The following is a 25351-nucleotide window of genomic DNA, read 5'->3' as shown; positions in this document are numbered from 1 at the left end:
GATAAATTTTATTTCCAGGTCAAGTCTAACAATTTAATTATAAAACTGTCTCGCAGATGAAAGTCAGCCTCTGCACCTCGATGAGTTAACGCCCAGTAAGTCACCTCACTATCTCTATGTTTAATAACTGTAGTAATGGCAAGTTCAATTTCTTGCTCTGCCGAGACGATTTTATCCAAATCGATATCTAACGCAAGTGCTAAACTGTCGGCTTGATTCTGAACGCTGAACGGTAGCTTTTCAAAAGCTGTTTCTTCTTGCATCCCTTGACGATATCCATCAAAGCGATAGACATTCCAGTGTCCAGCGGGAGAAAGGTTAAATTCCCAATACCGTAGAGAATCTTTGATGCCAAGGAAGAACTCAAAGCAAGTGTCTTCCCACAATTCATGCTTGCGTGATGGTGCATTTGATGGTGGAGTAATTGCAATTTCTTTGAAATCGCCTCCAAGGTTGTAGCAGATGGTAAGTTGATTAGCATTTCGAGAGATATTGCCTGTAATTTTCAAATTAGGAAAGGACTCACTAGAAGGGAAAGGTTGCAGGAAAAATGTCTGTTTGTTCATTTCATATCTTTGATAATTTTGCGAATCTGCGTTTCTTGAGATTCAATACTTTCAGTCAGCTTAAACTGGACGATCGCTCTTGCTAAGTTATGTTCTGGGTGCTTAACTTTGAAGTAGACATTTCCCGCTAAATAATCAGCAAAAAATCTCAGTCCTAGTTCAAAAGTAATTAGACGAATAGCATCATATATGTATGCGTAATCATTCTCGGTCAGAAATGCCTTAGCCACAGCAAGATAACCCTGTAAGATTTCCTGACACAAATCGGTATCGAAATAAATACTTTCCCAATTATCGGTTTCTTCACCAGCAGGATTGCAACCCGATCGCAGGCAATCACCAATATCGTAATGTACCAAACCGGGTTTCACGGTGTCTAGGTCGATGACGCTGACGGCTTGCTGGGTAACAATGTCAAACATCACGTTATTAATTTTTGGATCGCCATGCATCAGACGTAGGGGTAGCTTGCCTTCAGCTTTAGCATTTTCTAAGATATGTGCAAAGGCTTGGCGATCGCTAACAAACTGTAAGCAATAATTAACTTCAGAAGATTGAGGTGCACTAGTTTTCACCAAAACTTCCTCGTAATGCTGAAGATAAAACGGTGTAATATGGAACCCTTCAAGGGTGTCAGCAAGTTTTTCTGCTGGCAAATCGCTGATTAAATTATGGAACATTCCCAAGGCATAACCGATTTCTTTGGCGTGGGAGCGATCGCACATACTATCAAAAGACTGGGAGCCTTCAATAAAGCTGATTGCCCGCCAAAATGAGCTATCTGCATCCTTCCAGTGGTCTTGAGCGTTTTTGGTTAACAATACGCGTGGCACTTCCCAGCGACGATTAAGGGGTGTATCCTGCAACCGTTTCTGAACGTGTTCAGTTAAGGTACGCATATTCTGCATAATCAGTTGTGGCTGACGAAATACCTGTGTGTTAATGCGTTGCAAAACAAAATGTTGTTCCTTTGAGGAATCTAGAGTTGCTAAAAAGGTGTCATTTATATTACCACTGCCAAATGCTTTAACGCCTGTAACCTTCCCCAGTTGGGCGAATTGGTTAGCGATCGCCACCAGATTCCGGGCATCCTCTGTATTAAATTCTTCTATCATCTGTTTGACCTCTACTACTCCTCACGTACATTGCACGAAAGCAATAGGGGATATCGTAGCGCAAGTGTCAAGATAATTTGTAATTCGTAATTCGTAATTCGTAATTCGTAATTCGTAATTGATTACCAAACTGTCAATTATGAATTTTTAAAAGTACTACAGCAATCCTGAATCCATTCGTGAAAAACAAGATCCCCAACTCTTCAAAACTCTGGCATAATCAGACATGGCCGCACCGTCAAAACTAATGTAAATCCTACTAATGTCTAACGATAAATATGACAGCCCTTGGAAAGAAGCTATAGAAACCTACTTTCAATAGTGCATTGAATTTTTCTTGACTGTAGCTGTGGAAGGAATAAACTGGAAGCGAGGAGGAAAATAAAATGCCATATATTACCAGCGTAGAAAGAAGGGGTATTCAACAAGGTATGAAGGAAGGGTTACTTCAAGATATTGAAATGGGTTTATAATTAAAATTTGGCAGCGAAGGGTTAACAATATTACCAGAGATTGTCCAAATAGAGAACGTAGAGATATTAAGCGCTATTCTCACCAGTATCAAAACTGTGAGTACTCTAGAAGAACTCCGGCAAATCTATCAATAATTCACCACTTATACTCGACTCTAAAAAGCAGCGATGTTTGAGAGAAGGTGCTATGTCTTAATACACTCGCTTTAACCCCATCTCAACCTCTGCGAATTTTAATATATTAAGTTAAATTAAGAATTATTGCAAAATAGTAAACAATTTTTGGAAATATCACCCAAGCTAATTAAAAGGTTTACGCCGACTGGATATTTTAATAGAATAATCTCATCAAAAGATTCGCAGAAATATAAATGGACTGGATTACACTACTGCGATCGCTACAGTCTGATTTTATTAAAAGGTTAGCATCTGGTTGTCTGCTTCATTGTGAAACAGAAGGTCAATATAGTGAATTAACTATAATTTCTGGAGAGAGGTTAAAGGCACTACGGGAATTTTGCTGGCAGATGGCTGAGAAATATAAGCGTGTTTTACCAGTGCGTGATGTTTTTATTAGCTATCTCAAAGGAAAGTTGGGTGAGGAAGTTGTCAAAGAACGTTTAGCTGATTTTATTACCGAAGTCGATTATGAAAAGCGATTTGGCGGCGATGGCAATATAGATTTTACCTTGACTTCTGACCCATCTATTGGTATTGAGGTTAAATCTCGTCATGGTCGCATTGACAGAGTTAGATGGTCAATTAGTTCTGAAGAAGTTGAAAAAAATGCAGTTGTAGTTTGCATTTTAATTCAAGAAGATGTCAGTGAAGCACAATCTGAGTATCACCTTTTTTTGGCTGGCTTTCTCCCAACTCAGATGATTAAGTTGAAAACTGGTAAAATTTCTTTTGGAATAGAACAATTACTATATGGTGGTGGTTTATGGTGCTATCTAGAACAGTTACAATCTTCTGTAAATAGTTCTTCTCGGCAACAACCACCTATTTATAAATATCTTCCAAAACAGGAAATTCTATCTAAGCCAACTAACGATCGGGTACTCAAATCTTATTTTCAGCCTGAATATGATAATGAAGATTTAAATATATTTTATGTAAAGCTGGGTGATGAATGCTTTCAAAGGGGAGAATATACAAATGCAATTATTAACTATAATCAAGCCTTACAAGTTAATCAGGGCAATGTTGATTTTTTATATTATAAACGAGGTTTAGCTCACTATCAAGTAGGAGATTATGAAGCGGCGATCGCAGATTATTCTCAGGCAATCCAGATGAATCTTTATGATGCTAAATCTTATAATAAACGAGGTTTAGCTCTCTATCACCTGGGGCGATTAGAGGAAGCAATTAATGATTATACCCAAGCTATTACAATTAATCCTAATGTTGCCGTAACCTATAAAAATCGGGCTGAAGCTCGCTCTCATGTTGGAGATAACCAAGGAGCAATTGAGGATTATACCCAGGCTATTAAAATTAATCCTGATTATGCTGATGCTTATAAAAACCGTGGGATTGCTCGTTATTTATTAGGCTCTCAGCCAGGATTTCCTCAAGCAATCAAGATTAATCCTCAAGATGCTATAGCTTATAAAAAACGTGGTAATGCTCGTTCAGATTTAGGAGATTTTGAGGGTGCAATTGAAGATTATACTCAAGCAATCCAGATTAATCCTAGTTATGCTGATGCTTATAAAAAACGTGGTAATGCTCGTTCAGATTTAGGAGATTTTGAGGGCGCAATTGAAGATTATACTCAGGCAATCCAGATTAATCCTAGTTATGCTGATGCTTATTATAATCGTGGCAATATTCGTTTAGAAATTGCGGATAAACAGGGAGCAATTGGAGATTTTCAAAAAGCGGCAGACATCTATCGTAAAGAAGGTAAACTAGAAGCACTCAAAGATACACGAGAAATAATATTAGATTTAGAGATAGAAGAATCATTAGATATTTTAAACTTTTAGATAAATATAGCAATCCTAAATGAGTAGTAAAAAATATGGATAAGGAAACGAACCGCCAACTCTTGGAGAGGCTGATGCGATCGCTCCCTCGCCATCTCATATCATGTCCGGCTAATTAGTTATAATTCCCTTTCTCTATGCAGAAAGCCCAAAAACCCCTCCCCTCTGCTCCTCTGCCCCTCTGGGGTCTTAATGATAAGTGCTTTAACCGGACATAATATCACAACCCCAAATTTAGCATTAGCCTTTGAAAATGATGTCATAAAGTGACAGCAGAATCTCTACCACAATCAGAATCACCACATACCACTCTACTCGCTGACTACTGCTATGCTGCATGAACTCCAGCACCGTTTGGGCGGTTTGGGAAATTAGCTCTAGTTTACGTTCCAGAGCATGGTGACGCTCACGAATTTCGTATTCATCCTCCAAGCGCAGATATAAGTTTTCTAGCTGTGGAGATTCCCAGAGCAACTCCGGCTTATCGATAATCTCTACTTGACCCACGATCTTATGTTGAACTAATAGGGTAGTCCCAAGTTGACGTAGTAATTCCCGGCTTTGGCGTCTACTCCTGTTTTCACGCTGGAGGCTAGCTGCAAACGGTTCAATTTGATCGAATACAGCCGCTAGGCTGGTTTCATAGTGAGACAACACAACACTCTTGGCGAGAATATCAGCCACTATCTGCAAGCGTTCTATACTCAATTCATGCAGTAAAATTTTTCCTTCCCTAGCTCGTTCATTCTCACTAATACTGAGATGAACTTCAACCTCTTCTGTTTCTGGGTCGGCAAAAGGGCCGCTAATTTGAGAGGATAGTTTGGTCAAAAAGGCTACCTTTTCTACAGGCTCAAGGTTAAACAGGACAACTGCACCATAGGCCAGCAATACTGCGTAGCCTTCTTCACCGACTCTAATCATTAGTGGCATACTCGCCAAGGAAACGTAATTATCCAGTGTCTGTAAGTTAATATCTTTACCAAGGAATAGGGCCTGCGCTCTAAATCTATCTTTGTCATTAAAAAGGAGTTTTTGCATTATTGCCCGGAAGCTATATTCTGCCTGCTTTACTGCTCTAGTAACGATAGTAATTGATGCTTGTTGTCGGAGATAACTACAATCTCAGCTTACCATTTCGTCTTTCCCCTACAGCCCACACCCTGTTTTGGTCAAAAAAATTCAACCAGTCAAGGTAAATTGGGATTGTCTAATTCTGGCTGGATAGATGATACAGTGTAATTTTTCATTGCCACCTGAATATGTTCTTCGTAAAGCCAAGCCTTTTGATATGTGGTTAATAGTATTTTTTGTGTTTAGAGCAAAGCTAGACCCTAGTCAACTAAGATGGCAGCAATTTTGGGTGATTAAATCTGATGGGCATTTAGTGGCCTTCGGGCAGCTCCGAGACTTTCACTTAGCACAAGAGCTAGGTAGTTTATTTGTTGCACCAGCTTGGCGAAAACGTGGTTTAGGGACTGTTCTAGTGCAGCATTTAATTACTCAAGCTAGTCAACCGCTTTATTTAAAATGCTTAAAACATCAATTAGTGAATTTTTACATTCAAAGAGGTTTTGTATCCGTTAATTTTCAAGACTTACCACCATCCCTCAAGTCCAAGTTTGGACTATCTCAATTACGAAAAAGGTTAACAAAAGCTTTTGTACTATTTATGAAGTATGAACATTCCAACTGAGCGCTTATATATTCCCTCAATCGAGTGAAAGATTAGCCTATCCTGTAAGAGGCGCGTCCATGCTTCTTTAGATATTGCTGATGATACTCTTGCGCTCTAAAAAATGACAGCGCTTTTCAAGTAATTGAACTACACTACTCGCCACTCCCCTAAAATTGTTAGAGTTAAGAGAGTTATGAGGACGCAAATATGACTGACAAAAATCGTTCTCAATGGGACTTAGGCAGGTTTATCGAAACCCTGACTTACTTTGAGGTGATTCCTTTCCTTAACTGGGTACAGCAGTTAATCCAAGGTCGTCCTAAGGATAATCAATATAGACCCAATGGAGGAAGAAATGTGGGTGTAATATTAGTAGCAGGTGCAACAGGTGGTGTCGGGAAACGAGTCGTGCAGCGATCGCTCCAACAAGGTTATAAAGTTCGCGCCCTAGTTCGAGATATTGACAAAGCGCGGTCAAATTTTGGTAATGATATCGATTTAGTAGTTGCGGATATCACGCAGCCAGAAACTTTAACTCCTTTAGTTATGGCTGATATCCAAGCTGTAATTTGTTGCACAGCAGTGCGTGTACAACCAGTTGAGGGAGATACAGCAGATAGAGCTAAATATTATCAAGGTGTTAAATTTTACCAGCCAGAAATTGTTGGTGACACTCCAGAAAATGTCGAATATCAAGGAGTCAAAAACTTAGTCGAAGCGGCAGCAAAATATTTGCCCCAAGCAAAAGAAAAACTAATATTTGATTTCACCAAGCCATCAGCAGAATTAAAGGATAACTGGGGAGCGTTGGATGATGTCGTTATGGGTGGCGTGAGTGCCAGTAATATCCAATTAGTAGAAAATACAGCTTTATTTGCGGGTAATGTCTCCACCGCTAACTCTGGCGGATTTGCTTCTGTCAGAACGAAGAATTTTGATCCACCCTTCAACTTATCTGGTTATGAAGGAGTGAAATTGCGCGTCAAAGGTGATGGTCAGCGTTATAAAATATTTTTGCGGACAGATACAACATGGGATGGTGTTGGCTACAGCTATTCTTTCGATACCGTAGCTAATACCTGGATAGATATTCACATTCCTTTTGCAGATTTGATTCCCGTCTTTCGGGCAAAAGTTGTCAAAGATGCGCCGCCAGTTGAGCAAAGTAGAATTTGTTCATTCCAACTGATGTTGAGCAAATTTGAACATGATGGCGCTTTAAATCCCAAGTTTTCCCCAGGTGGTTTTACTTTCCAGTTGGAATCAATTAAAGCTTATGGGGGGGCAACTTTACCACAATTTATCCTTGTCAGTTCAGCAGGTGTCACTCGTCCCGGCCGCCCTGGCATTAATTTAGATGAAGAACCGCCAGCAGTGAAATTAAATGACCAATTGGGAGGAATTTTAACTTGGAAGTTGAAGGGAGAAGATAGTTTAAGAGAAAGCGGAATTCCTTATACGATTATTAGACCTTGTGCTTTAACTGAAGACGCAGGGGGTAAGGAATTAATATTTGAGCAAGGTGACAATATTAGAGGCAAAATCAGCCGTGAGGATGTGGCAGAACTTTGCGTGCAAGCGCTAAAACTAGGAAAAGCATCTAACGTCACATTTGAGGTTAAACAGGGAGAAAATACTGTCAACTATATCGATTGGCAGAGTTTATTTTCTAACTTACAACCGGATAATAGATGAAATATCTCCAGATTTTTAGTCTGTAATTATCCCAATAAAGTCTGCTTAGATAGACTGTTCTAACAAGTCAGCTATTGGTATGAAAAAAATCAAGGTGCTAGTAATCGCCGGGATTTTAGTAACAATTATCTGGGGCAGTTTTTTTCTAAAACTGCCTCATCACAGCAAGTAGAATCCCGCATCAACAATCTGGAAGCGGACTTGAATCGTGTTGAGTTGCGGTTAAATCAGCTAGAGTCTCAGCTAGGTAAAACCCGCCAGTCTCCATCCTCAAGAACAACACTTACCCCACGACAGTCAACTGGTTCCAGAAGGAACTTATCACAGCAAGATCCGATGTTTGATCGGCTTGCAACTTTGGTGATTGAATTGAAGCAACAAGTTAATAAATTAGAGGAGCGAGTTGCTAAATTAGAATCACGCTAAATATTTAATTAAATTTCAAAAGGCTAGTACCGCTTCTCGTTTGTGTAAGGTACACCTGTAGGGGCACGGCAGTGCCGTGCCCCTACACCCCACGATATAATGTTGTACCGCATCTGAATGGGAAGCGCTATAGTACTCGGTAAGCTATTTTTGGGCAATTTTCAACTTCAATTTTTGTAAAAATTCAGTGCTAATGGGTGATGTTACCAGAATTGGATGTTTAATACCGCCCCAAATACTTCCAGTGCGGATACGATGGGAAACTAATATTTCAGGAATTTGACTAGAGATTAAAACCTGTGGTGGTGCGAGTTGACCTAGCGATCGCGCTCTCTTGTAATGATATGATTCTGATAAAGCCAGATCCAGTTGTTGAGCGATAATTTCTGGGGTTTCTTTTGCCGAATCTAATAATAGAATATAGTGTGGAGGATCGGCAATCGGTATCAAGCTTTTAAAATTAGTTTCTTGCAAGTTCAAGAGAGTCAGAGCATTATTGACAAAGGTTTCTTGCAACTTTTCGCCCACTAAATCGCTAATAGCTTGATGTCGTCCGAGAAATTCTAAACAGGGAGTATGGCGATAGTAATGAGTTACCCGGATGCGATCGCCAATTCGATAACGATACAAACCCCCTTTCTGCGATAAAATTATCGTGTATTGCTTGCCAATGCTGAGTTGATGTAAACCATACAGGGAACCAGTATCGTCCTCGAACTCGAAAAACACTTCATCGAGAACTGGCACATATCCCCCAGCAACAATCAACGGAATCGTCATTGGGGCTTCGGTTGCTAGTAGTCCTTTCCCTTGAACTAATACACCTGGAAATTGCGATCTTAATCCCTGAACTCGATCTGCTGCATTGGCGCTATCCCAGCAAGAAATCAGCTTCAAATTTGGCCAGAGTTGCATCCAGGGAATATTACTTTCGCTGAGGAGTTGCAACCGATGATGTGAAATTTGATTGTGTAATTCTGCTTGCAATAAATCCTGATTTTCTTGAATATATTTTAAATGTACTTGCAGAAAACTAGGACTCCAAATAGAAATAATTTCTAATTTTTCTGCCTGCAATAATGCCAAAGCTAGTTGATGTTTAAACAAGTTTGCGTCATGCAGCCGATTAAGTTTATTTGGCATTACCAACCAAGGACGCAAAAACCAACGCAACCAGCCATCTAAGTAATCTAGATCGTTCTGTAAAGTTTGGCTATCAGCTATATTTAATTGCGGCGAGATACAAGCATAAATCTTCCCTGTGTAAAATTTCGGGCCATGTACAATCAAATCATGCGCCCAGACACAGAACATTTGATTAAACGATCGCCGCAAAGATTTAGTATAAGGAATCCATTTTACCGCCCCACTACTACCAGAGGTTTTTTCATAGAACAAAATGGGTTCTGGTGTAAGTGGAATTTGCTGATGTTTGTGATTTAACCAGGGTTCGAGTGCATCATAATCTACTATTGGCACACGCTGCCAATCATCTACAGAATGAATCCCTAAAGTTTTACCATACTCACTCTTAATTAGGCGATCGCAAATTTCCTTCTGTACAGATGTCTGCATTAACTCTGGCTTATCCAAAGCTTGATGAAATCGCCTTGCAGTTGGTGCGAGGATTTGCCCAAAAAGCTGAATAATCGGACGCATTATTGCACCTTTTGATTAGGATAAAGGTTGCTGGCTGCTGGTAAATAAGAACCATCGTCAATGACTACACCGGGAGCAAGATTAGATCCGGCTCCCACAAAAACATTGCTGCCAATCTTGACTTTTTTGACATACAACATTAAATTTTGCTTGCGGGGTTTAATGATATGAGAATAGATACCGACACGATGCCCGATAACGACGCGATCGCCAATTTCTAATAAACTGCGATCGGCAATTTCTAAACCTGGTGTCCAGTAAACATCTCGTCCTACTTTAGCACCCCACAATCGCAACCAACAGGAAAATACCCCCGGAATCAGTCTTAGCAGTGCTTCTAACGCCGGAATTGCAATATAAATTACCTGGATTTGATGACTACCCCACCAGGGATTATATTCTTTACCTTGTAGATAGCTAATACCTTCCCGCACAGGATAAACCCATTCATGCAAGCGGTAAACTAACACTGGTAGCCCATAAATAGAAAGGAACACTGCTAAAATGCTGAAAATGTTCGGTGAATAGGCGAGGTAGACTATTGCTGCTCCAGTTAGCAATAATATAAAGGTGGGAAAGAATAAAATAATTTTACTTATAACTGTCATTAAAATGGAAAAAAAAGTTTTTGGAACAAGTTTAATGAGCTAGGAATTCCGATTATAGATGGCATATTTTTGCTTTCATAATATGTTCCATGTAACTTATCCCAAATTTTCAGATTAGCCCCATAGTTATAATTGTGAATTTCACGGCAATGATGCCAAGCATGATCCTGTGGTAAGATTAACCAAGGAGATAAAAATTGATATAACCAACTATTTTCAGGAATTATCAAGTCGCTATGTCGCCATAAATCCAAGGCAGAAGTTAGACTTACTCCAAATAAATAACCTGTGGCATCGGCTAACAGATACAAAAATAAAGTGTGTATCCATAAATAAATAATTAACAAACTTGTCCAGAGTGTATTCCGGGAAGTTCCTAATACATCCATCTGAGTAACAGTATGATGGACTTGATGAACCTTCCACAGCACTTTAGTATGTAATAAACGATGATTCCAATAATATAAATAATCAACCACAACAAAACTGATAATAAAAGTTGGAATGAATGATACTTTTAAATATCCTTGTTGAGTTGGTAGTAAATATTGATAAAGCCAATAAACTAAACTAGCTTGTAGTAAGGGAATCAAAATTCCTTGAATCGTTAATCCTGTACCATCAAGCAACCAATCTTCACGACTTTTAACTTTAAGTTTAGTTTGTCCAACCTGATTGGTAATAGTCCAAGTAACTAATCCGATAAAAGAACCAAAAATTATTAGTTGTGAAAAATTTTGTATTTCCACTTCTGATTACTCACACTGATATTGAATATTGATTAATTATGAATTACATAGGACTTACGCAATAACTCTCTGAAACTCTTATTCCTTTGCGCTTTGCAGTTCGTTTTCCATTATTTTGCGTAAGTCCTGTTGATACAGTCCGCGAATCAAAGTAGTAATTCCCAGAGGTTTCACAGACTTATAACCAGACCAACCACTAAGCCCTTGCATAATCCAAGTAGCCCAAGAAAGAGTTTGAGCAAGATATAGCGGTTCCCATTCAGATGCAGTACAACATTATATCGTGGGGTGTAAGGGCACGGCACTGCCGTGCCCCTACGGGTGTATCTCACGCAAACGAGAAGCGCTATAAGGATTTTGTTGCAATTGAGTTTTACCATCTCTTGCTGGTGCGATGTCTACGACGGGCGACGCCTACGGGGTGTTAGGGATTTTTGCAAAAAGTCTATTGAAAGGATAGCTCGTATTTACCTCCACGCTCCAGGGCGCGTTTGTAAGCAGGTCTTCCATGAATGCGCTCGACAAATTCTTTGAGCTTTGGCCGATTCTTGACCTCTTCGGAGCGTGTAGCGACTACTTCTAGGGGAAAGCTCATTTGGATATCGGCGGCAGTAAATTCATTATTCGCAAACCACGTATTTTTACGGAGTTCGCCTTCTATGTAGTCAAAGTGAAGTTTGATTTGGGGCGCGACGAATCCGCTAACCACGCTGCTGTCCCCTGCTCCGAAATTGCTCAATACCAGCTGCATCACCAACGGTGGCATTGCAGAGCCTTCGGCGTAATGCAGCCAATACTTATATCGCAGATACTCTGGCGTACCGGATGCTGGGACTAGCCGACCATTACCGTAGCGATCGACTATGTATTCGATAATTGCACCCGACTCAGCGATCGTCAAATCTGCATCTGTGATTACTGGTGACTTGCCGAGGGGATGGACTTGGCGCAGCGATTCCGGTGCCATCATCGTCTTGGCATCGCGTTCATAGAATTTGATCTCGTATTCTATACCTAATTCTTCAAGCAGCCACAGCACACGCTGCGATCGCGAGTTGTTAAGATGATGCACAATTATCATAAAACGTTCCTCTTCTGGTAGCTTTTTGCTATCTGACTCTTGGCTAATTTCCAACTATACTATTAGACTTTTTCAGTCTAACTCCCCTAATTGGCTGGTTTTCTTGTTTCTAATTGGTATAAGTTTGAGTTAGTCGGTTTAAGAAACTGGTGCATCTGCTTTTGCAAAAAGTGACGATAGACACACAGCCAAGAATCGAAATAGTTGCTGCATAAAAACCTAATTTGTTTCATTTATGGCTTTAGTCATTGCTGGGGAACGTAGTGGGGTGGGTAAGACAACAGTCACGCTCACCCTTTTAGCATCTTTACGCCGTCGCGATCGCCTGGTGCAATCTTTTAAGGTAGGCCCAGACTACATCGATCCGATGTTTCATCAACACGTAACTGGTCGTGCTTGTCGCAATTTAGACCCCGTATTGACTTCCGAAGCCTACATTCAGCAATGTTTTGCCCGTCATAGTCAACTGAGTGAATATGCCCTCGTGGAAGGGGTAATGGGGTTGTTTGATGGAATTTCGTCATTAGTCATTAGTCATGTGTCATTTGCAAAGGACAAAGGACAAATTACTGATTTTGCGAGTACGGCACACATCGCGCGGCTGTTAGATTTGCCTGTGGTGTTGGTGATTGATTGCAGTCGTTTATCTGGTTCTGTAGCTGCGATCGCTCACGGCTATCGATCTTTTGATCCCCGAATTAAAATAGCTGGGGTAGTATTAAATCGCGTCGGCAGCGATCGCCATCTCTCTCTCCTCAAAGATTCCCTAGAACCCTTACAATTACCTATTCTCGGCGTACTGCGACGTCAAGATAACATCACAATTCCTGATCGCCATTTGGGTTTAGTACCCACAGCCGAACTTCCCGAACTCAACGCTTTAATCGATCGCCTCGCCGATTTAGGAGATACTTGCTTTGACTGGCAACGCTTATTACCTTTGTTAAAATCAGAACCCTTTTCTTGTTCTACTTCATCCTCCTTATCTCCGTCATTCCCAATTAGGATTGCAGTAGCCCGCGATCGCGCTTTTAATTTTTACTACCAGGACAATCTTGATTTGCTGCAACAGCTTGGTGCAGAATTGGTTTTCTGGAGTCCCTTAGAAGATGCTGGTATACCAAAAGATATCCAGGGAATGTATTTTGGCGGTGGTTTCCCAGAAGTTTTTGCCCAGCAACTAGCAGAAAATTCTAGCGTTCGTGATGCAGTGAAAACGGCAATACTTAAAGGAATGCCTACGGTTGCCGAATGCGGAGGATTGATGTATCTGTGCGAGCAAATTATCGATTTTGAAGGGAAATCTTGGTCGATGGCAGGAGTGCTACCAACATCCGCTGTGATGGGTGGGCGTTTAACTTTGGGCTATCGTCGTGCTGTAGCTTTGCAAGATAATTTGTTAGTTAAGGCAAATACAACTGTTTACGGACATGAGTTTCATCGTTCCCATTTAACCTTAACTCCCACTCAGCCCCTATTTGAAACTTCTCGCTACGATTGTGAAGAAAATATGGGATGCGAAGGATGGGGTTTTCCTGCAAATGTTCATGCCTCTTATGTTCATCTGCATTGGGGAGAAAGTAGAGAAATTCCCCAGCAGTTTCTTAAAGAATGTCTGAAAGTAGCATCTTCAGAAATGTGGATTTAAGCCAGTACTAAACTCACTAGTACCGCAAGGCGGAAGTCAAAAGTCAAAAGTCAAAAGTCAAAAGTTAAAAGAAATACAGCGTAAACGTTTCGTTAATTTGAAATGGGTTGTTTATTTCCGCCGCGCTGTACTAGGGTGAATAAAAAATATTAGACTCTATTAATCGTAACCGCGCCTAAAGATTTTCTTCGTACAGCATTTTATTAATTCGTAGCGAATTAATAAAATGCAATACCCTGCAATGCCAATGCGTTGGCTTGCATTGTTAATGCGTTGGCTTGTATTGTTAATGCGTTGGCTTGCATTGTTAATGCGTTGGCTTGTATTGTTAATGCGTTGGCTTGCATTGTTAATGCGTTGGCTTGCATTGTTAATGCGTCGGCTTGTATTGTTAATGCGTTGGCTTGTATTGTTAATGCGTCCCGATGCAATACCATTCGGTTAAGGAATTTATTCATTGAGGTAAGCTGTTCTTGAACTGGGGTAGAAGAGAAGCAGGGGGAAAAACTAATTGTCAATCAACTCTTTCCTCTCTTGCCTCAAGAGCTGATCCAAACCGTATTGGGAGCCAACCAACAGGATGTTGCTACGTTTTATACTGAATAATCTAGAACAAGTATTTATCTTAGTGTGATTCGGCTAATGTGTAAAAGTATCAATTACGTCTAGTAGTTCACCACGCTTTCCATTGACGGGTGTAGATTGAGTAAAGGGTAAAAGTTAAAGAGATAAGACATATATCCCTTTTCCCGTTCCTCTACCCCGCCAAGGTAACTTGGCGAACTACTAGCCAGTTATGGCATTTCTGATGAATGAATCGTTACTCTTTAGCAAAACGATGTTTGGCGGAAGCTCTAGGTACAGCTTGGTTAGTTCTGATGGGTGTAGGTACTGCGGTTATTTCTGGTGCAATACCTTGGGTTGGAGTTACTGGAGTGGCGATCGCTTTTGGCTTAAGTTTGTTGACTGCTGCTTATACTTTTGGTTCGATCAGCGGCTGTCACATCAATCCCGCAGTCACAATTGGTTTTTGGGTAGCCAAGCAGTTTTCTTCTAAAGAAGTTTTGCCATATATCGGGAGTCAGATTCTCGGCGGAATTTGGGGGAGTACTATCCTGTTTTTGATTTGCATGGGCAAGCCGGAGTTTACAACAGCTAACTTTGGTTCTAATGGGGTGGGAATTCACTCCCCTGGTAACTATAGCTGGTGGGCTTGTGCATTAGCCGAATTCATTGTTACCTGTGGCTTTGTGCTGCTGATCTTGAGCGTTACATCTTCTCCCGTTTTCAAACGGTCTGCACCCATCCCCATCGGTTTAGGGCTGATCTTGGCGCATCTTATCCTCATTCCTGTGACAAATGCCAGCGTCAATCCCGTGCGATCGCTAGCCACAGCTGTCTTTACTCGCGGTTGGGCATTGGCTGACCTTTGGATTTTCATCGTGTTCCCAATTTTCGGTGGAGTTTTGGCGGGTATGATCGCCCGATCACTCCAAAAACCAGACATCTAATACAAATCACAGCCGCATTCTCACTTAACAACTTCACGCATACGGTGGCGGCGCAATACCCCTTACTAGTTCTTGGTTAAAGGGGAAAGGGACTCATGTTTGAATTCACCCTTTACCCTTTACCCCAAAACCAATTACAGCAGAATTCAAGTATTTGAACCACATCTGTTGTAGGAGCGCAAGGCCTTGCGCCCCTAACGCGTGGTCTATTTACCTGAAAATAGCTGTAAGAGACTATGAGCGAGTAGTTTACGCTTAACTCAAAAGTATTGCATCCCAATGCAATGCCAATGTATTCCAAAGGAATGTTAGTGCGTTTCCCTTTTCGGTAAATAGCGATAAAAATCACCTAAAGACGTGCGGACGTTTCTGGGGAGATGAGGATGAAGAGACGCGGTGAAAGAATTCACCGCTTCCTCTTCGATCAACTTATAACTCCATGCTAGTTTTGCACTTCAACCCAACGGCGGTAAAGCTTTTGAATTTGTTTGAGAAGCGCAGTGTGAGCTGGTTGAGTTGACTCATTCGGCTTTGCCATATCCTGCAATTGAGTCAGGAGTCTGGCTTCTTCGACGGCAACTTCACCATCGCTATAAATTAAGCCACTGATGGCTTCAATCAGATTTTCACAATCTTCAAGACTGGGGCGATCGCCTAAATACTCCCGCACCCAGTCGTAGCATTCTTTTGGCTGTACAGGAACTAATTCGTACAGCCAAGGCTTAATTTCTGGGTCGTTAGCTAAACCTTTGGCTTGAGCTATTTCGCGGAGATATTGCCGTTCTTCTGGCTGGATTCTGCCATCGATCCAAGCTGCTCCAATCAGGATTTTAACTAAATTTTTCACATTGTCAGGGGGAACCATTGCTGCCTCCTCTGGTAGATTCAGGCCTCTACCAAATCGTACAATCCCAAACAGTGTTCACTCGGAATTATTGTTTTTTCTTAAGCGCACCATAAAAAAACCATCTATGTCCTGTCGATGGGGCCAAAGTTTAAACCAACCTTGAGGTGTACTATCAGTAAAATCAGGTAACTCAACGTCACTGGGAGACTCAATTTGCCACTGAGGTGAATCAGCTAAAAACGCCGAAATTACTTCTTCATTTTCTCCGGGATGCAGTGTACAGGTGGCATAAACTAGTACACCACCAGGTTTGACAAAAGTTGATGTATGTGTTAGCAATTCTCGTTGCAATACCGAAAGTTCTCGGACAGATTCTGGTGTCTGTCGCCAACGTGCATCAGCATGACGGTGCATAGTTCCCAAACCAGAACATGGAGCATCAAGTAATACCCGGTCTGCGGTGTTTTTAAATTGGTTGAAGTGGCGGCTGTCGCCAGTGCAAATTTGAATAGATTGTAAATTCAGCCGTTGAGAATTTTCTTGGAGTTTGCGAAGACGAGAAGGAGTGCGATCGCAAGCCCAAATTTTCCCTTTATCTGCCATTAACTCAGCGATATGGGTTGTTTTACCCCCTGGTGCAGCACAGGCATCAATTATCACCTCACCTGGTTGGGGGTCGAGCAAATAACCTACTAATTGAGCGCTACCATCTTGTACAGTCCACCAACCTTCTTTAAAACCCGGTAGTTTTTGAATCGATCCAGTATTACCAATAAATCGTAAAGCTTGGGGTAAATGAGGAATGCGTCTTACCAAAACACCAGCAGATTGCAAAGCCGCCTCAACTTCCTCAATGGAAGTGCGAAGTGGGTTGATGCGTAAGTCAATTGTTGGTGATTGGTTCATCCATTCACACAGTTTTTCTGTATCAGTCAAACCCAGTTGTTCTAACCAAACTTGAACAATCCAGTCAGGAAAGCTGTGTAAAATGCCCAAGCGTTCCACAGGGTTTTCTGGAAGTTCTAACGGATCAAAATGGGAAACTGGGGGTTGGGAACTGGGAATTGGGGACTGGGGAAGTAACAAAGAATCTTTCTCCTCTCCCCCCCTGCCCCCCTGCTCCCCTGCTCCCTCTGCTTTTCTGAGATATTGGCGTAATAGACCGTTAACAAAACCTGTGAGTCCAGAAAAACCGTTTTCTTTAGCAAGTTGGACTGTGGTGTTAACAGCAGCTGAGGCGGGAATACGCTCTTGATAACGCAGTTGGTAGAAGCCCAGATGTAAGATGGTGCGGAGGTCTTGTGGTTGTTGATGAGATTTCTTTTTAGCGAGTTGATCGATGAGAGTATCGAGGGTGCGTTGCCTTCTGACGCTCCCATAAACCAATTCTGTCACTAAGCGGCGATCGCAATCAGGCAAATTAACTTTTTGTAGCGCTCTATCTAGGGCAACATCAGCATAAGCCCCCTTATGAACATCTCGCAGGGCGATAAAAGCTAGTTGACGGGGGTTTGTCATGAAAACACGATTCAGGAGTCAGGAGGCTTTTGTATTCTAACTCTCAACTCCTAACTCATAACTTCCTATCAAGACATATAGGGGTCTACAGTGGCAATTTCTAACTCACACGCTTTAGAAACCTGTTCTGCTGGTAATTTTCCAAAGCTGATTAATGGTAAATATGTGTGGTTTGCCATCAGTTCTTTTGCTAATAAGAACCCAGTGATTGTCCAAGTTTGATATTTCCTAGCTTGTTTCCCAATCAGTCGCCCTTTTTTACCATCATAATACTCTGGCCATTCATCTGTACTAAGGCGTCCTTGGGCAGTTTCAATCGCCTTTTGTGCAAGATTTGTTCTATTAGTTTTTACAGCTGCTGCTGCCAACATCCACATTAAAACAGGCCAACTACCAGCATTATGATACGACCAAGGTATATTTTTGGGGTCACATCCAGTCACAATTCTGTATTCTTCATGTTCCAAAGCTGGGAAACAAATTTTCATTGGCATATCCCCCACCAAGTCATCCCATCGTTCCTCAATGAGAGTCATAATTGCTTGTGACTGTTCTTCAGTGGCTAAGTCGGAAATGATTGCCATTAAGTTTCCAAGTGAAAAGAAGCGAGTATCTAGCTGCGACGGGCCAACATTACCTGCTAGATAACCACCTTTTTTTGGTAGCCACTTATCTAATTCATAATAGGGAACAGAATCTACATATATGTTGAACAGATTAACAGCACCCTTGCCATATTCTTCACTTTTGAAGCGATAAATTGCATTCAGACGATTAATATCTATCCAATAATGCTGGCGAATATGAGCGCATAAAAGAGGCAACCGGTTATCAATAGCTTCAACAATATCGGAATTACCTTGACAAATTAGCAGTTCGCGAGATGCACGCAATGCCGTGTAAAAGAGGACTTGCAATTCTAGAGGATGCCCATAAATGCCCATACGACGGTCAATCATACAAGCACCATCTGGAACCAACAGCGTTGGGTACATATCAAAACGATTCGCCAAACAGATATCCATGATTAACCTGATACCATTTTGGAATTCAGGTTGATAGGCTAGAGAAAAATCTTCTGTAGCGATTACATAAGCACGCAATAAAATAATCCACCATAAGCAAGAATCTACAGGTGTAACTCTAGCGATCGCATGTTCGCCAAAGTCTGCTTCTAAATATTCTTGCCCATTGTCTGATACCACTTTAAAGCTAGCTGGTATTAATCCTCGTCCTGGCTTATAGGCATCTAATGCTTTTTCTTTAGGCTGTAACTTTAAAGTTTCTTCTAAGAAATTACGAACAATATCGGTTCTACCTTTGATCAGAAAAATTAGAGCAGAAGAAACAAAATCTCGGACAAAGCACTGATCGTAATTGAGGGCTTCTACAGACGCATCATAAGCGGCTACTGTCCCAACAGGGCGACCTTGATAATAGAGAATTGATTTTTCTAGTGCTAGCCATGCTTCTTCAACTTCTTCTAAATTCTCAGTAGTTTCCAATTCGTTTAGGTGCATTGCCAGAATAACTCCATAAGGATTGTGAATTTGTGCTAGAAGTGTTTTAATTTATTATTTTTGCTATTCTCAGCATAACAAAAACGATTCTTTGAATAGCAAAGATAATTGGGTAGAAACAATCAATTAGCTAACAATAAAGTTGCTGACATTTATGCAACTTTATTGTTAGTTAATTGCTTGCCATCTATTACTATTTTGGTGAATTATAGTTGTTCTCCACCGCAATTAGTAAGATAATTCCTCAAAACAGTCACATAAGATATATTTTTAGATTATTTCTTGTTCCGTTGTCTGTCCAGAATCTTTGCTTTACCAAACAAAAACATATCTTCAGTGCTGTTTAGGAGTTGTGTGAAGTTAAAACTGGTTGCAGTGTATTTACTTGAGCAGGATTAGTTTTTGACACTAATTAAGTCAGATTATTCCCCTATTATCTAATAATTTATAACGTTTTTTCAGAATATGCAAGATTGATTTTCAAAATTATTAATCTGTCAATACTCCTCAAGGGTTAATATCTTACCCTGCTGACAGATGAAACAGGGCGTTTATCGGAGTATAGCTAAAAATAATGAAGAGTGCTGGGTCGAAAGACCGCCCACAAGGGACAGGACATGTACCAAGTACATAAGTACTCAGTATTAGCATGATGTTTACGACTGTTCTCCCAAAGCAGCCTTAAACCAGGGCTATTTCATTTTTCTGCTCCATCAACTTCTAAAAAGAAGCCATGCTCTCCCTGCGTGGATAGTTTCTTATACATACTCGCCAAAAAACTGTTTTGCCAGATCCAGATGGGCCTAGCATAATTACTGTGTAAGTATTCAATACTCTCTGCAATTAAATAAGTACTTGTTATTTTGTGACAAGATTATCTAGAAGCATTATTATATCTGCTAAATCCAGATACTATTGTCAGCCATCAACAATTTTGGATCGCGCAAGTTCAAAAAACATCAGTAATTATCTTTAGCTAAAAGGAGAATAAAGCATTATTAGAGCTTATCTGAGCAGAAAAAAATTATCGCCTAAATAATTTATTTATGTATTGAATTTTACTTTATATCGTTCTCTTGTTCCTCTGTATTCTCTGTGCCTCTGTGGTTGGTTAAAAAGAGCGATCTCCTCTGTGCCCTCTGCGGTTCGTTAAAAAAAAGCGTAGGCAAAGCCCGCCGTTCGCGTAGCGTCTCGTAGAGAAGGCATCGCCTGCAAAATCTCCATTATGCGATCGCCTCTTCTTCTTTGTGTCTTAATGTCTTTATGGTTTATTAATAAACAATCTGGTAACTGAGAAAAACCAGTTGTAAGATGCAAAAACGTAGTGATGTGATTATACCAAACACCCCACTCCACATTAGCCTCAGCCAAAGTGAAATGAGGTGCTTTTATTATCGGTAATTAAACAGACTTTAAAATTAATCCAATGACTTGCCAGCTTTACTTAGAAGCTTACCCAATCTTTGAATTGGCCCCTTAAATCCCCTTGGGGCTTCAGTTGCAGCTTGTTGAGTTTGTTCACCCAGTTTTGTCAGCACCTCGGCAAAGTCAGCACCTTTGGCAGTTTTGCGCTTCAAAAGTTGCTTAAGTTCTTTAAGTCCATTAGCAACTTCTTGGAGATTCTCGTTTTCAGACTTATGCAATAAGGTGTACCACGTATCAATCGCACCTTGCGCCGCCTCAGGTTCAATTTTAGTCAAGTCTCCTTCAAGGGTTTCTATTACTGATTCTATGTGTTCAATCTGCTCACGGTCTTCCGCCTTACCTAGTGAAACACCTATATTGCGAAGTTGCTTACCCAACTTCTGTAACGGAGTTTTTAGTTCCTTATCAGTATCAGAAGCAACATTACCTGTTTGCTCACCAACTTCAGTTAGTACTTCACCAATTTCATGACCTGTGGCCTTACCACTTTTCACCAGTTGCTTGAGTTGCTTGAGGTTATCGGCAATTTCTTTGATTTCTGGCTCTTTAGCTTTGTGTAAATAAGTATACCACTCGTCGATTAAGCCAGTAGCAGTTTCGCTATCAAGAGCAGTCAAGTCTCCTTCTAGTGCAGAAACAAGTGAATCTAAATCCAAGTTATCAGCTTTATCAGCTTTTTTAGCTGCTGTGCTTTCTTTCTTGGTAGCAGTCTCCCCTTGTTTACTATTGGATTTTTGTTGAGAACTCATGGTGTAATTTCCGTAACAAAATTAAATAAGTGTACAGGTATCACTTTATAAAGACTCTACGGAATTGCCCTCATTCTTAGGTAAGACTTACGCACTATATAAATCTATAATTATGTATATTAATAGGAATCAAACTTTTCAGACCTTTAGTGAAAGCCTAACAACAAGTAGTATTCACTTTTTCTGTAAGCTTTCCTACAGAGTAGCTGTTCTCGAAGCTAGGGGCTGATTGTAGCATAGGTGTAAAAGTACTAATAAATATTTCTACTTTGAGCGAAATCTAAAAAAATTATCGTCGTCTGACAGTGCTGTGTTGGGCTTGGAGTTCTTCTAGCTAACTCACAGTTTGCTGGGAATTTGGATACAGAACTCAGAGCCGTTACCAGATTCAGAAACATACTTGAGTTGGCCGCCGTGTTTTTCCACAATAATTTGGTAGCTAATAGATAACCCTAAACCAGTGCCTTGTCCAGGTTGTTTGGTGGTAAAGAAAGGTTCAAAAATGCGCGATCGCACAATCTCTGGAATCCCACAACCATTGTCAGCAATCCAAATCAGAATAGTATTCCCTTCTATGATTTCTGTACGTATGCAAATTTTAGGATTGTCAATTATTTTTCTACTAGTTGCTGATTTTTCCAGTGCATCGATCGCATTGTTGAGAATATTCATAAACACCTGATTCATCTGGGCTGCATAGCAGAGTACTGGGGGCAATTCACCATATTCCTTAACTACCTCAATAGCAAAAGAATTAGTTTGTGGTTGAAGTCGATGTTGTAAAATTAGCAAAGTACTATCGATGCCTTCATGAAGGTCAACGGGTTTCATTCCTGTTTCATCAAGTCGAGAAAAACTTCGTAACGACAAGACTAATTGAGAGATCCGCTCTGCCCCCATCTTCATTGAAGTCAGAATTTTGGGCAAGTCATCGCTAATAAAATCTAAATCCACTGCTGCTGCTTGCTTTTGAATTTCCCCTGTTGCTTTAGGATATTGTTTCTGATAAAAGCGCAGTAATTTAAATAAATTTTCGGTATGTTCAGTAACATAAGTGATGTTGCCATAAATGAAACTAATCGGGTTATTAATTTCATGTGCTACACCAGCAACTAACTGCCCTAAGCCTGCCATTTTCTCACTTTGAATTAACTGGCTCTGAGTATGCTGTAATTCTTTAAGAGTCTGGGTCAGCTCTTCTTTTTGACATTGAGTTTGTTCGAGTAATTCCGCTTGCTGAAGTCCTACCCCTAACTGAGTACCGATCTGCATCAGCAAATCTACCTCATCTTCTTGCCAATCACGGGGTTGAATATTTTGATAAGCTGCTAGTAATCCCCAAAGTTTCTCACCCTGAAAAATCGGCACAATGATATATGCCCTAGCCTCCATTCGTTCAATTAAGGCAACATAAGGAATAGAATCATCTGTGCTGTAAATATCCTTAATGACCAGAGTTTTACCATTAGCAAAGTCTCCTACTTGGTTTTTTTGCAAGTAATCATCTGCGTAGGCATAGCCCGTCGTAGACATCGCAGGTACAATTTTTTTTACTGGTGTCCAACCTTGGGCTAAAGACTCAGCAACAAATTCGCCACTCCAATCAGCTCGGAATCGATAGATTGTCACTCGGTCAACTTCTAATAACCGTCGGACTTCTTCTGTACTAGTAGCAAAAATGGTGTCAATATCAAGAGAGTGGCGAATTTTCTCCACCGTTGCGGCTAGGGCCTTCTGTCTTTCGGCTGCTTTCCGTTCCCGTTCGGCGGCTTTAGCCAGTTTTTGGGCTTGCACCTGCATCTTTGTCAAGGATTCAGCTTGCTGTAATGCTACCCCCAATTGAACGCCAACTTGTGCCAGCAAGTTGATTTCTTCATCTTGCCAATAACGAGGCTGGGAGTTTTGATAAGCTACTAGCAATCCCCACAGTTTTTCGCCCTGAGAAATTGGTACAAAAACTTCATTACGTGCATACTTACCCGCTTGTTTCCCTTGAACAAGAACGCCTTCTGTGACTGGCTGCGGCTTAACCATTGGTGTCCAGCCATCAACAATGGAATCAGCCACAAATTCTCCACTCCAATCAGGATAGAAGCGATAAATTGCGACTCGTTCCACTTCTAATAGCCGACGAACTTCTTGAGTAGTGGTTTTAAATATGGCTTCAATCTCAAGAGACTGACGAATTTTTTCTACCGTGTGTGCCAACGCCCTTTGCCTTTCAGCAGCTTTACTGATATCTGCTGCTTGGATTTGCATTTGTTGGATAAATTCTGCTTGCTGCAAAGCCACACCTAGTTGGGTGCCCACTTGGGTAAGCAAGTAAACCTCATCTTTTTGCCAATCACGACATCCAGCATTTTGGTACGCTGCTAGCATGCCCCAGAGTTTCTGACCGTGGTAAATGGCAATAATCGCATAAGCTCTTGCTTGATAAATCTCTAAAATTTTAACGTAGCAGTCACTAAAGCCTGAATTGTAAATATCATTACAAATTCGGTACACTTCACACTGAGTGAAGCTGCCACCCTCTGTATCTTGTAAATAGGTATCAGCGACTGGGGGGTTAGCTAAATCTCTAGCGCTACATACGCTGACGTTCTCTTTCAATTCCGGCCGTTGCGACTGTCTCTCTATGAGGGAAACCCAACCCTCTGCCACTGATTCAAACACGAATTCACCACTCCAATCGGGATTGAAGCGATAAATAGCCACGCGATCGGCATTTAGCAGCTGCCTAAGTTCTGCAGTGGTTGTGTGGAAAATACTTTCCAAATCTAGGGACTGACGAATTTTTTCAATGGTAATAGCTACAGTTTTCTGCCATAAGGCTGCTTTTTCTCTGGCTTTTGCTTGTGCTAGTTCTGCTGATTGTAGTTTGACTTTTTCCAGGAAATCTGATTGCTGCAAGGCAACTGCTAGATGTTCGGCGATTAATTGTACAAACTCAATTTCTGATGCTTCCCATTGTCGAGGACTACCACACTGATGAATACACAACAATCCCCATAAATCTTTACCTTTGATCAAGGGGGCAGTTATATTGGCACGTACTTGGAATTTTTCCAGAATCTGGATGTAGCAATCACTGGCATTAACTTGATAAATATCAGCTATTGCTCTAATCCGACCTTGCTGATATAATTCTGCGAACTCCTCACTAAAGCAGTGGTCGCGCAGTTTGGCTGTTAATGCCGAATCCCATTCTGTTGCCACATCTTCATAGATAAATTCTCCTTCCCATGCCAAATCAGGATAAAAACGAAACACGCTAACCCGATCGCTTTTCAGAAGTCGGCGAACTTCAGTGACTGTAATTTTGAAGATAGTTTCTATGTCTAGAGACTCCCGAATACGGGCAATAACCCCAGATAAGGCTTTTTGTTGCTCATTCTGACGCAAGGAGAATGTCACGTCTGAATAAGATTCTTGCCGTTCTGAATTTGGTTGTATGGGTTGAGTAGTAGAGGAGTTTTCCATTCCCAGTGGGACTTTAAATATTGAAAGTCTTCTATTTCATGATTCCCGTTGCGATCGCAAAGGTAACAGTTATTTCCTGGGAATGTCATAAAAAACAGTGTAGGGACACGATAATATCGCGTCCCTACAAAAAGATTTTTCAATCACAAGAAAATTATCGCCGCTTGGGAGTGGCGCTGCGGGTGGTGCGTTTTTCTTCATCTCGACGACGGCGATCGCGCCAATCTGCCAGGGTCAAATAACCAATACCACCAGTAACTACTACGAGCAGCACTACAGCAAATAAAGCCAAAATACTCAAGAATGGACTTTCCACAATACCTCTACAGTCCGTTACGTCCCCACACTACCATTGCAATTGACCAAGTGAACACAACTAACAACGCTACCCAACCTAGTGTCAAAATCTCCATAGTCCCATTTTTCAAATCATTACAAAAGGTTTCTAATATTTATCATACAGGGATTGGGCAGGCTGAGATTTTTTTATCAATGACATTGTAAGTTTTGGGTGCGATGTCTACGACGGTTACTGAGCCAAGTCGTACCCCTGCTCTTAAGCAAGCTACGCGCAGCGTCTCGTAGAAAAGTGCGGGCTACGCCTACGCA

Annotated in this window: 20 protein-coding genes and 1 pseudogene; 6 read left to right on the top strand and 15 right to left on the bottom strand. The window is 41.0% G+C overall.

Going from position 1 to position 25351, the window contains the following annotated elements; translation table 11 throughout:
- Positions 1-8: 8 nt before the first annotated feature.
- Positions 9-566, bottom strand: a complete 558-nt coding sequence (locus NLP_RS28860) for a DOMON-like domain-containing protein (protein WP_104909315.1) — start codon at positions 564-566, stop codon at positions 9-11.
- Entirely contained in the window at positions 563-1681 is a 1119-nt protein-coding gene (locus NLP_RS28855) for a phosphotransferase enzyme family protein (protein ID WP_104909314.1), read from the bottom strand. The genes NLP_RS28860 and NLP_RS28855 overlap by 4 nt, the downstream gene beginning before the upstream one ends.
- 844 nt (positions 1682-2525) lie before the next feature.
- On the opposite strand from NLP_RS28855, the gene NLP_RS28845 reads away from it, so the two are divergent.
- Positions 2526-4148, top strand: a complete 1623-nt coding sequence (locus tag NLP_RS28845; RefSeq protein WP_104909313.1) for a tetratricopeptide repeat protein — start codon at positions 2526-2528, stop codon at positions 4146-4148.
- A 240-nt stretch (positions 4149-4388) separates the two neighbouring features.
- Here NLP_RS28845 and NLP_RS28840 read toward each other — a convergent pair whose 3' ends face one another.
- Positions 4389-5189, bottom strand: coding sequence for an RMD1 family protein (locus NLP_RS28840; protein ID WP_104909312.1), 801 nt, complete (start codon positions 5187-5189; stop codon positions 4389-4391).
- 187 nt (positions 5190-5376) lie between these two features.
- On the opposite strand from NLP_RS28840, the gene NLP_RS28835 reads away from it, so the two are divergent.
- The 3 genes and pseudogenes from NLP_RS28835 to NLP_RS28825 all read left to right on the top strand — a co-directional run bounded on the left by NLP_RS28835 (position 5377) and on the right by NLP_RS28825 (position 7947).
- Complete coding sequence (locus tag NLP_RS28835) at positions 5377-5844, top strand: GNAT family N-acetyltransferase (protein WP_104909311.1); 468 nt, start codon at positions 5377-5379, stop codon at positions 5842-5844.
- Positions 5845-6033: 189 nt separating this feature from the next.
- Positions 6034-7521: a CIA30 family protein gene (locus tag NLP_RS28830; protein ID WP_104909310.1), complete on the top strand. Its 1488-nt coding sequence runs from the start codon at positions 6034-6036 to the stop codon at positions 7519-7521.
- Positions 7522-7600: 79 nt separating this feature from the next.
- Positions 7601-7947: pseudogene (locus tag NLP_RS28825) on the top strand (hypothetical protein).
- A 144-nt stretch (positions 7948-8091) separates the two neighbouring features.
- On the opposite strand, the gene NLP_RS28820 reads toward NLP_RS28825, so the two are convergent.
- From NLP_RS28820 to NLP_RS28805, 4 genes are all read right to left on the bottom strand, one after another.
- Positions 8092-9606 carry a GH3 family domain-containing protein gene (locus tag NLP_RS28820; protein ID WP_104909309.1) on the bottom strand — a complete coding sequence of 505 codons (1515 nt, stop codon included), beginning with the start codon at positions 9604-9606 and terminating at the stop codon, positions 8092-8094.
- On the bottom strand, positions 9606-10214 hold the full coding sequence (locus NLP_RS28815; RefSeq protein WP_104909308.1) for a DapH/DapD/GlmU-related protein: 609 nt from the start codon (positions 10212-10214) through the stop codon (positions 9606-9608). Before NLP_RS28815 ends, NLP_RS28820 begins: the two co-directional genes overlap by 1 nt.
- The gene (locus NLP_RS28810; RefSeq protein WP_104909307.1) at positions 10214-10963 is read right to left on the bottom strand and encodes a sterol desaturase family protein; all 750 of its coding nucleotides are present in this window, start codon (positions 10961-10963) and stop codon (positions 10214-10216) included. The genes NLP_RS28815 and NLP_RS28810 overlap by 1 nt, the downstream gene beginning before the upstream one ends.
- A 445-nt stretch (positions 10964-11408) precedes the next feature.
- Positions 11409-12098 carry a glutathione S-transferase family protein gene (locus NLP_RS28805; protein WP_234017108.1) on the bottom strand — a complete coding sequence of 230 codons (690 nt, stop codon included), beginning with the start codon at positions 12096-12098 and terminating at the stop codon, positions 11409-11411.
- 181 nt (positions 12099-12279) lie between these two features.
- Between NLP_RS28805 and NLP_RS28800 the strand changes: the two genes are divergently transcribed.
- Positions 12280-13692 (top strand): cobyrinate a,c-diamide synthase, encoded by a 1413-nt coding sequence (locus NLP_RS28800; RefSeq protein WP_104909306.1) that lies wholly within the window; start codon positions 12280-12282, stop codon positions 13690-13692.
- A gap of 218 nt (positions 13693-13910) precedes the next feature.
- Here the strand turns inward: NLP_RS28800 and NLP_RS28795 are convergent, their stop codons facing one another.
- On the bottom strand, positions 13911-14150 hold the full coding sequence (locus NLP_RS28795) for a hypothetical protein (RefSeq protein ID WP_234017107.1): 240 nt from the start codon (positions 14148-14150) through the stop codon (positions 13911-13913).
- A 354-nt stretch (positions 14151-14504) separates the two neighbouring features.
- On the opposite strand from NLP_RS28795, the gene NLP_RS28790 reads away from it, so the two are divergent.
- Positions 14505-15203: an aquaporin gene (locus NLP_RS28790; RefSeq protein ID WP_104909304.1), complete on the top strand. Its 699-nt coding sequence runs from the start codon at positions 14505-14507 to the stop codon at positions 15201-15203.
- A 442-nt stretch (positions 15204-15645) separates the two neighbouring features.
- Here NLP_RS28790 and NLP_RS28785 read toward each other — a convergent pair whose 3' ends face one another.
- The 7 genes from NLP_RS28785 to petN form a co-directional block, all read right to left on the bottom strand.
- Positions 15646-16068 (bottom strand): tellurite resistance TerB family protein, encoded by a 423-nt coding sequence (locus tag NLP_RS28785; protein WP_104909303.1) that lies wholly within the window; start codon positions 16066-16068, stop codon positions 15646-15648.
- A gap of 57 nt (positions 16069-16125) precedes the next feature.
- Complete coding sequence (locus NLP_RS28780) at positions 16126-17568, bottom strand: 16S rRNA (cytosine(967)-C(5))-methyltransferase (RefSeq protein ID WP_104909302.1); 1443 nt, start codon at positions 17566-17568, stop codon at positions 16126-16128.
- A 68-nt stretch (positions 17569-17636) separates the two neighbouring features.
- Complete coding sequence (locus NLP_RS28775; protein ID WP_104909301.1) at positions 17637-19088, bottom strand: glycoside hydrolase 100 family protein; 1452 nt, start codon at positions 19086-19088, stop codon at positions 17637-17639.
- A gap of 1418 nt (positions 19089-20506) precedes the next feature.
- Complete coding sequence (locus NLP_RS28770; RefSeq protein WP_104909300.1) at positions 20507-21262, bottom strand: hypothetical protein; 756 nt, start codon at positions 21260-21262, stop codon at positions 20507-20509.
- A gap of 339 nt (positions 21263-21601) precedes the next feature.
- Positions 21602-24742, bottom strand: a complete 3141-nt coding sequence (locus tag NLP_RS28765; RefSeq protein WP_104909299.1) for a GAF domain-containing sensor histidine kinase — start codon at positions 24740-24742, stop codon at positions 21602-21604.
- 154 nt (positions 24743-24896) lie between these two features.
- Entirely contained in the window at positions 24897-25058 is a 162-nt protein-coding gene (locus NLP_RS34425) for a hypothetical protein (RefSeq protein ID WP_094350864.1), read from the bottom strand.
- A 7-nt stretch (positions 25059-25065) separates the two neighbouring features.
- Positions 25066-25155 (bottom strand): cytochrome b6-f complex subunit PetN, encoded by a 90-nt coding sequence (petN, locus tag NLP_RS28760; protein ID WP_017322509.1) that lies wholly within the window; start codon positions 25153-25155, stop codon positions 25066-25068.
- Positions 25156-25351: the final 196 nt, after the last annotated feature.

Source organism: Nostoc sp. 'Lobaria pulmonaria (5183) cyanobiont' (genome assembly GCF_002949795.1).
Lineage (GTDB): Bacteria > Cyanobacteriota > Cyanobacteriia > Cyanobacteriales > Nostocaceae > Nostoc.
This window is presented reverse-complemented; position numbering and strand designations above follow the sequence as displayed.

Bases quoted from the DNA above. Each gene is read 5' to 3' on its own strand.
- NLP_RS28795 (WP_234017107.1), bottom strand. From the start codon at position 14,150: ATGAATAAATTCCTTAACCGAATGGTATTGCATCGGGACGCATTAACA.
- NLP_RS28820 (WP_104909309.1), bottom strand. From the start codon at position 9,606: ATGCGTCCGATTATTCAGCTTTTTGGGCAAATCCTCGCACCAACTGCA.
- NLP_RS28860 (WP_104909315.1), bottom strand. From the start codon at position 566: ATGAACAAACAGACATTTTTCCTGCAACCTTTCCCTTCTAGTGAGTCC.
- NLP_RS28800 (WP_104909306.1), top strand. From the start codon at position 12,280: ATGGCTTTAGTCATTGCTGGGGAACGTAGTGGGGTGGGTAAGACAACA.
- NLP_RS28835 (WP_104909311.1), top strand. From the start codon at position 5,377: ATGATACAGTGTAATTTTTCATTGCCACCTGAATATGTTCTTCGTAAA.
- NLP_RS28815 (WP_104909308.1), bottom strand. From the start codon at position 10,214: ATGACAGTTATAAGTAAAATTATTTTATTCTTTCCCACCTTTATATTA.
- petN (WP_017322509.1), bottom strand. From the start codon at position 25,155: ATGGAGATTTTGACACTAGGTTGGGTAGCGTTGTTAGTTGTGTTCACT.
- NLP_RS28845 (WP_104909313.1), top strand. From the start codon at position 2,526: ATGGACTGGATTACACTACTGCGATCGCTACAGTCTGATTTTATTAAA.
- NLP_RS28785 (WP_104909303.1), bottom strand. From the start codon at position 16,068: ATGGTTCCCCCTGACAATGTGAAAAATTTAGTTAAAATCCTGATTGGA.
- NLP_RS28770 (WP_104909300.1), bottom strand. From the start codon at position 21,262: ATGAGTTCTCAACAAAAATCCAATAGTAAACAAGGGGAGACTGCTACC.
- NLP_RS28780 (WP_104909302.1), bottom strand. From the start codon at position 17,568: ATGACAAACCCCCGTCAACTAGCTTTTATCGCCCTGCGAGATGTTCAT.
- NLP_RS28830 (WP_104909310.1), top strand. From the start codon at position 6,034: ATGACTGACAAAAATCGTTCTCAATGGGACTTAGGCAGGTTTATCGAA.
- NLP_RS28765 (WP_104909299.1), bottom strand. From the start codon at position 24,742: ATGGAAAACTCCTCTACTACTCAACCCATACAACCAAATTCAGAACGG.
- NLP_RS28855 (WP_104909314.1), bottom strand. From the start codon at position 1,681: ATGATAGAAGAATTTAATACAGAGGATGCCCGGAATCTGGTGGCGATC.
- NLP_RS28840 (WP_104909312.1), bottom strand. From the start codon at position 5,189: ATGCAAAAACTCCTTTTTAATGACAAAGATAGATTTAGAGCGCAGGCC.
- NLP_RS28790 (WP_104909304.1), top strand. From the start codon at position 14,505: ATGAATCGTTACTCTTTAGCAAAACGATGTTTGGCGGAAGCTCTAGGT.
- NLP_RS28775 (WP_104909301.1), bottom strand. From the start codon at position 19,088: ATGCACCTAAACGAATTGGAAACTACTGAGAATTTAGAAGAAGTTGAA.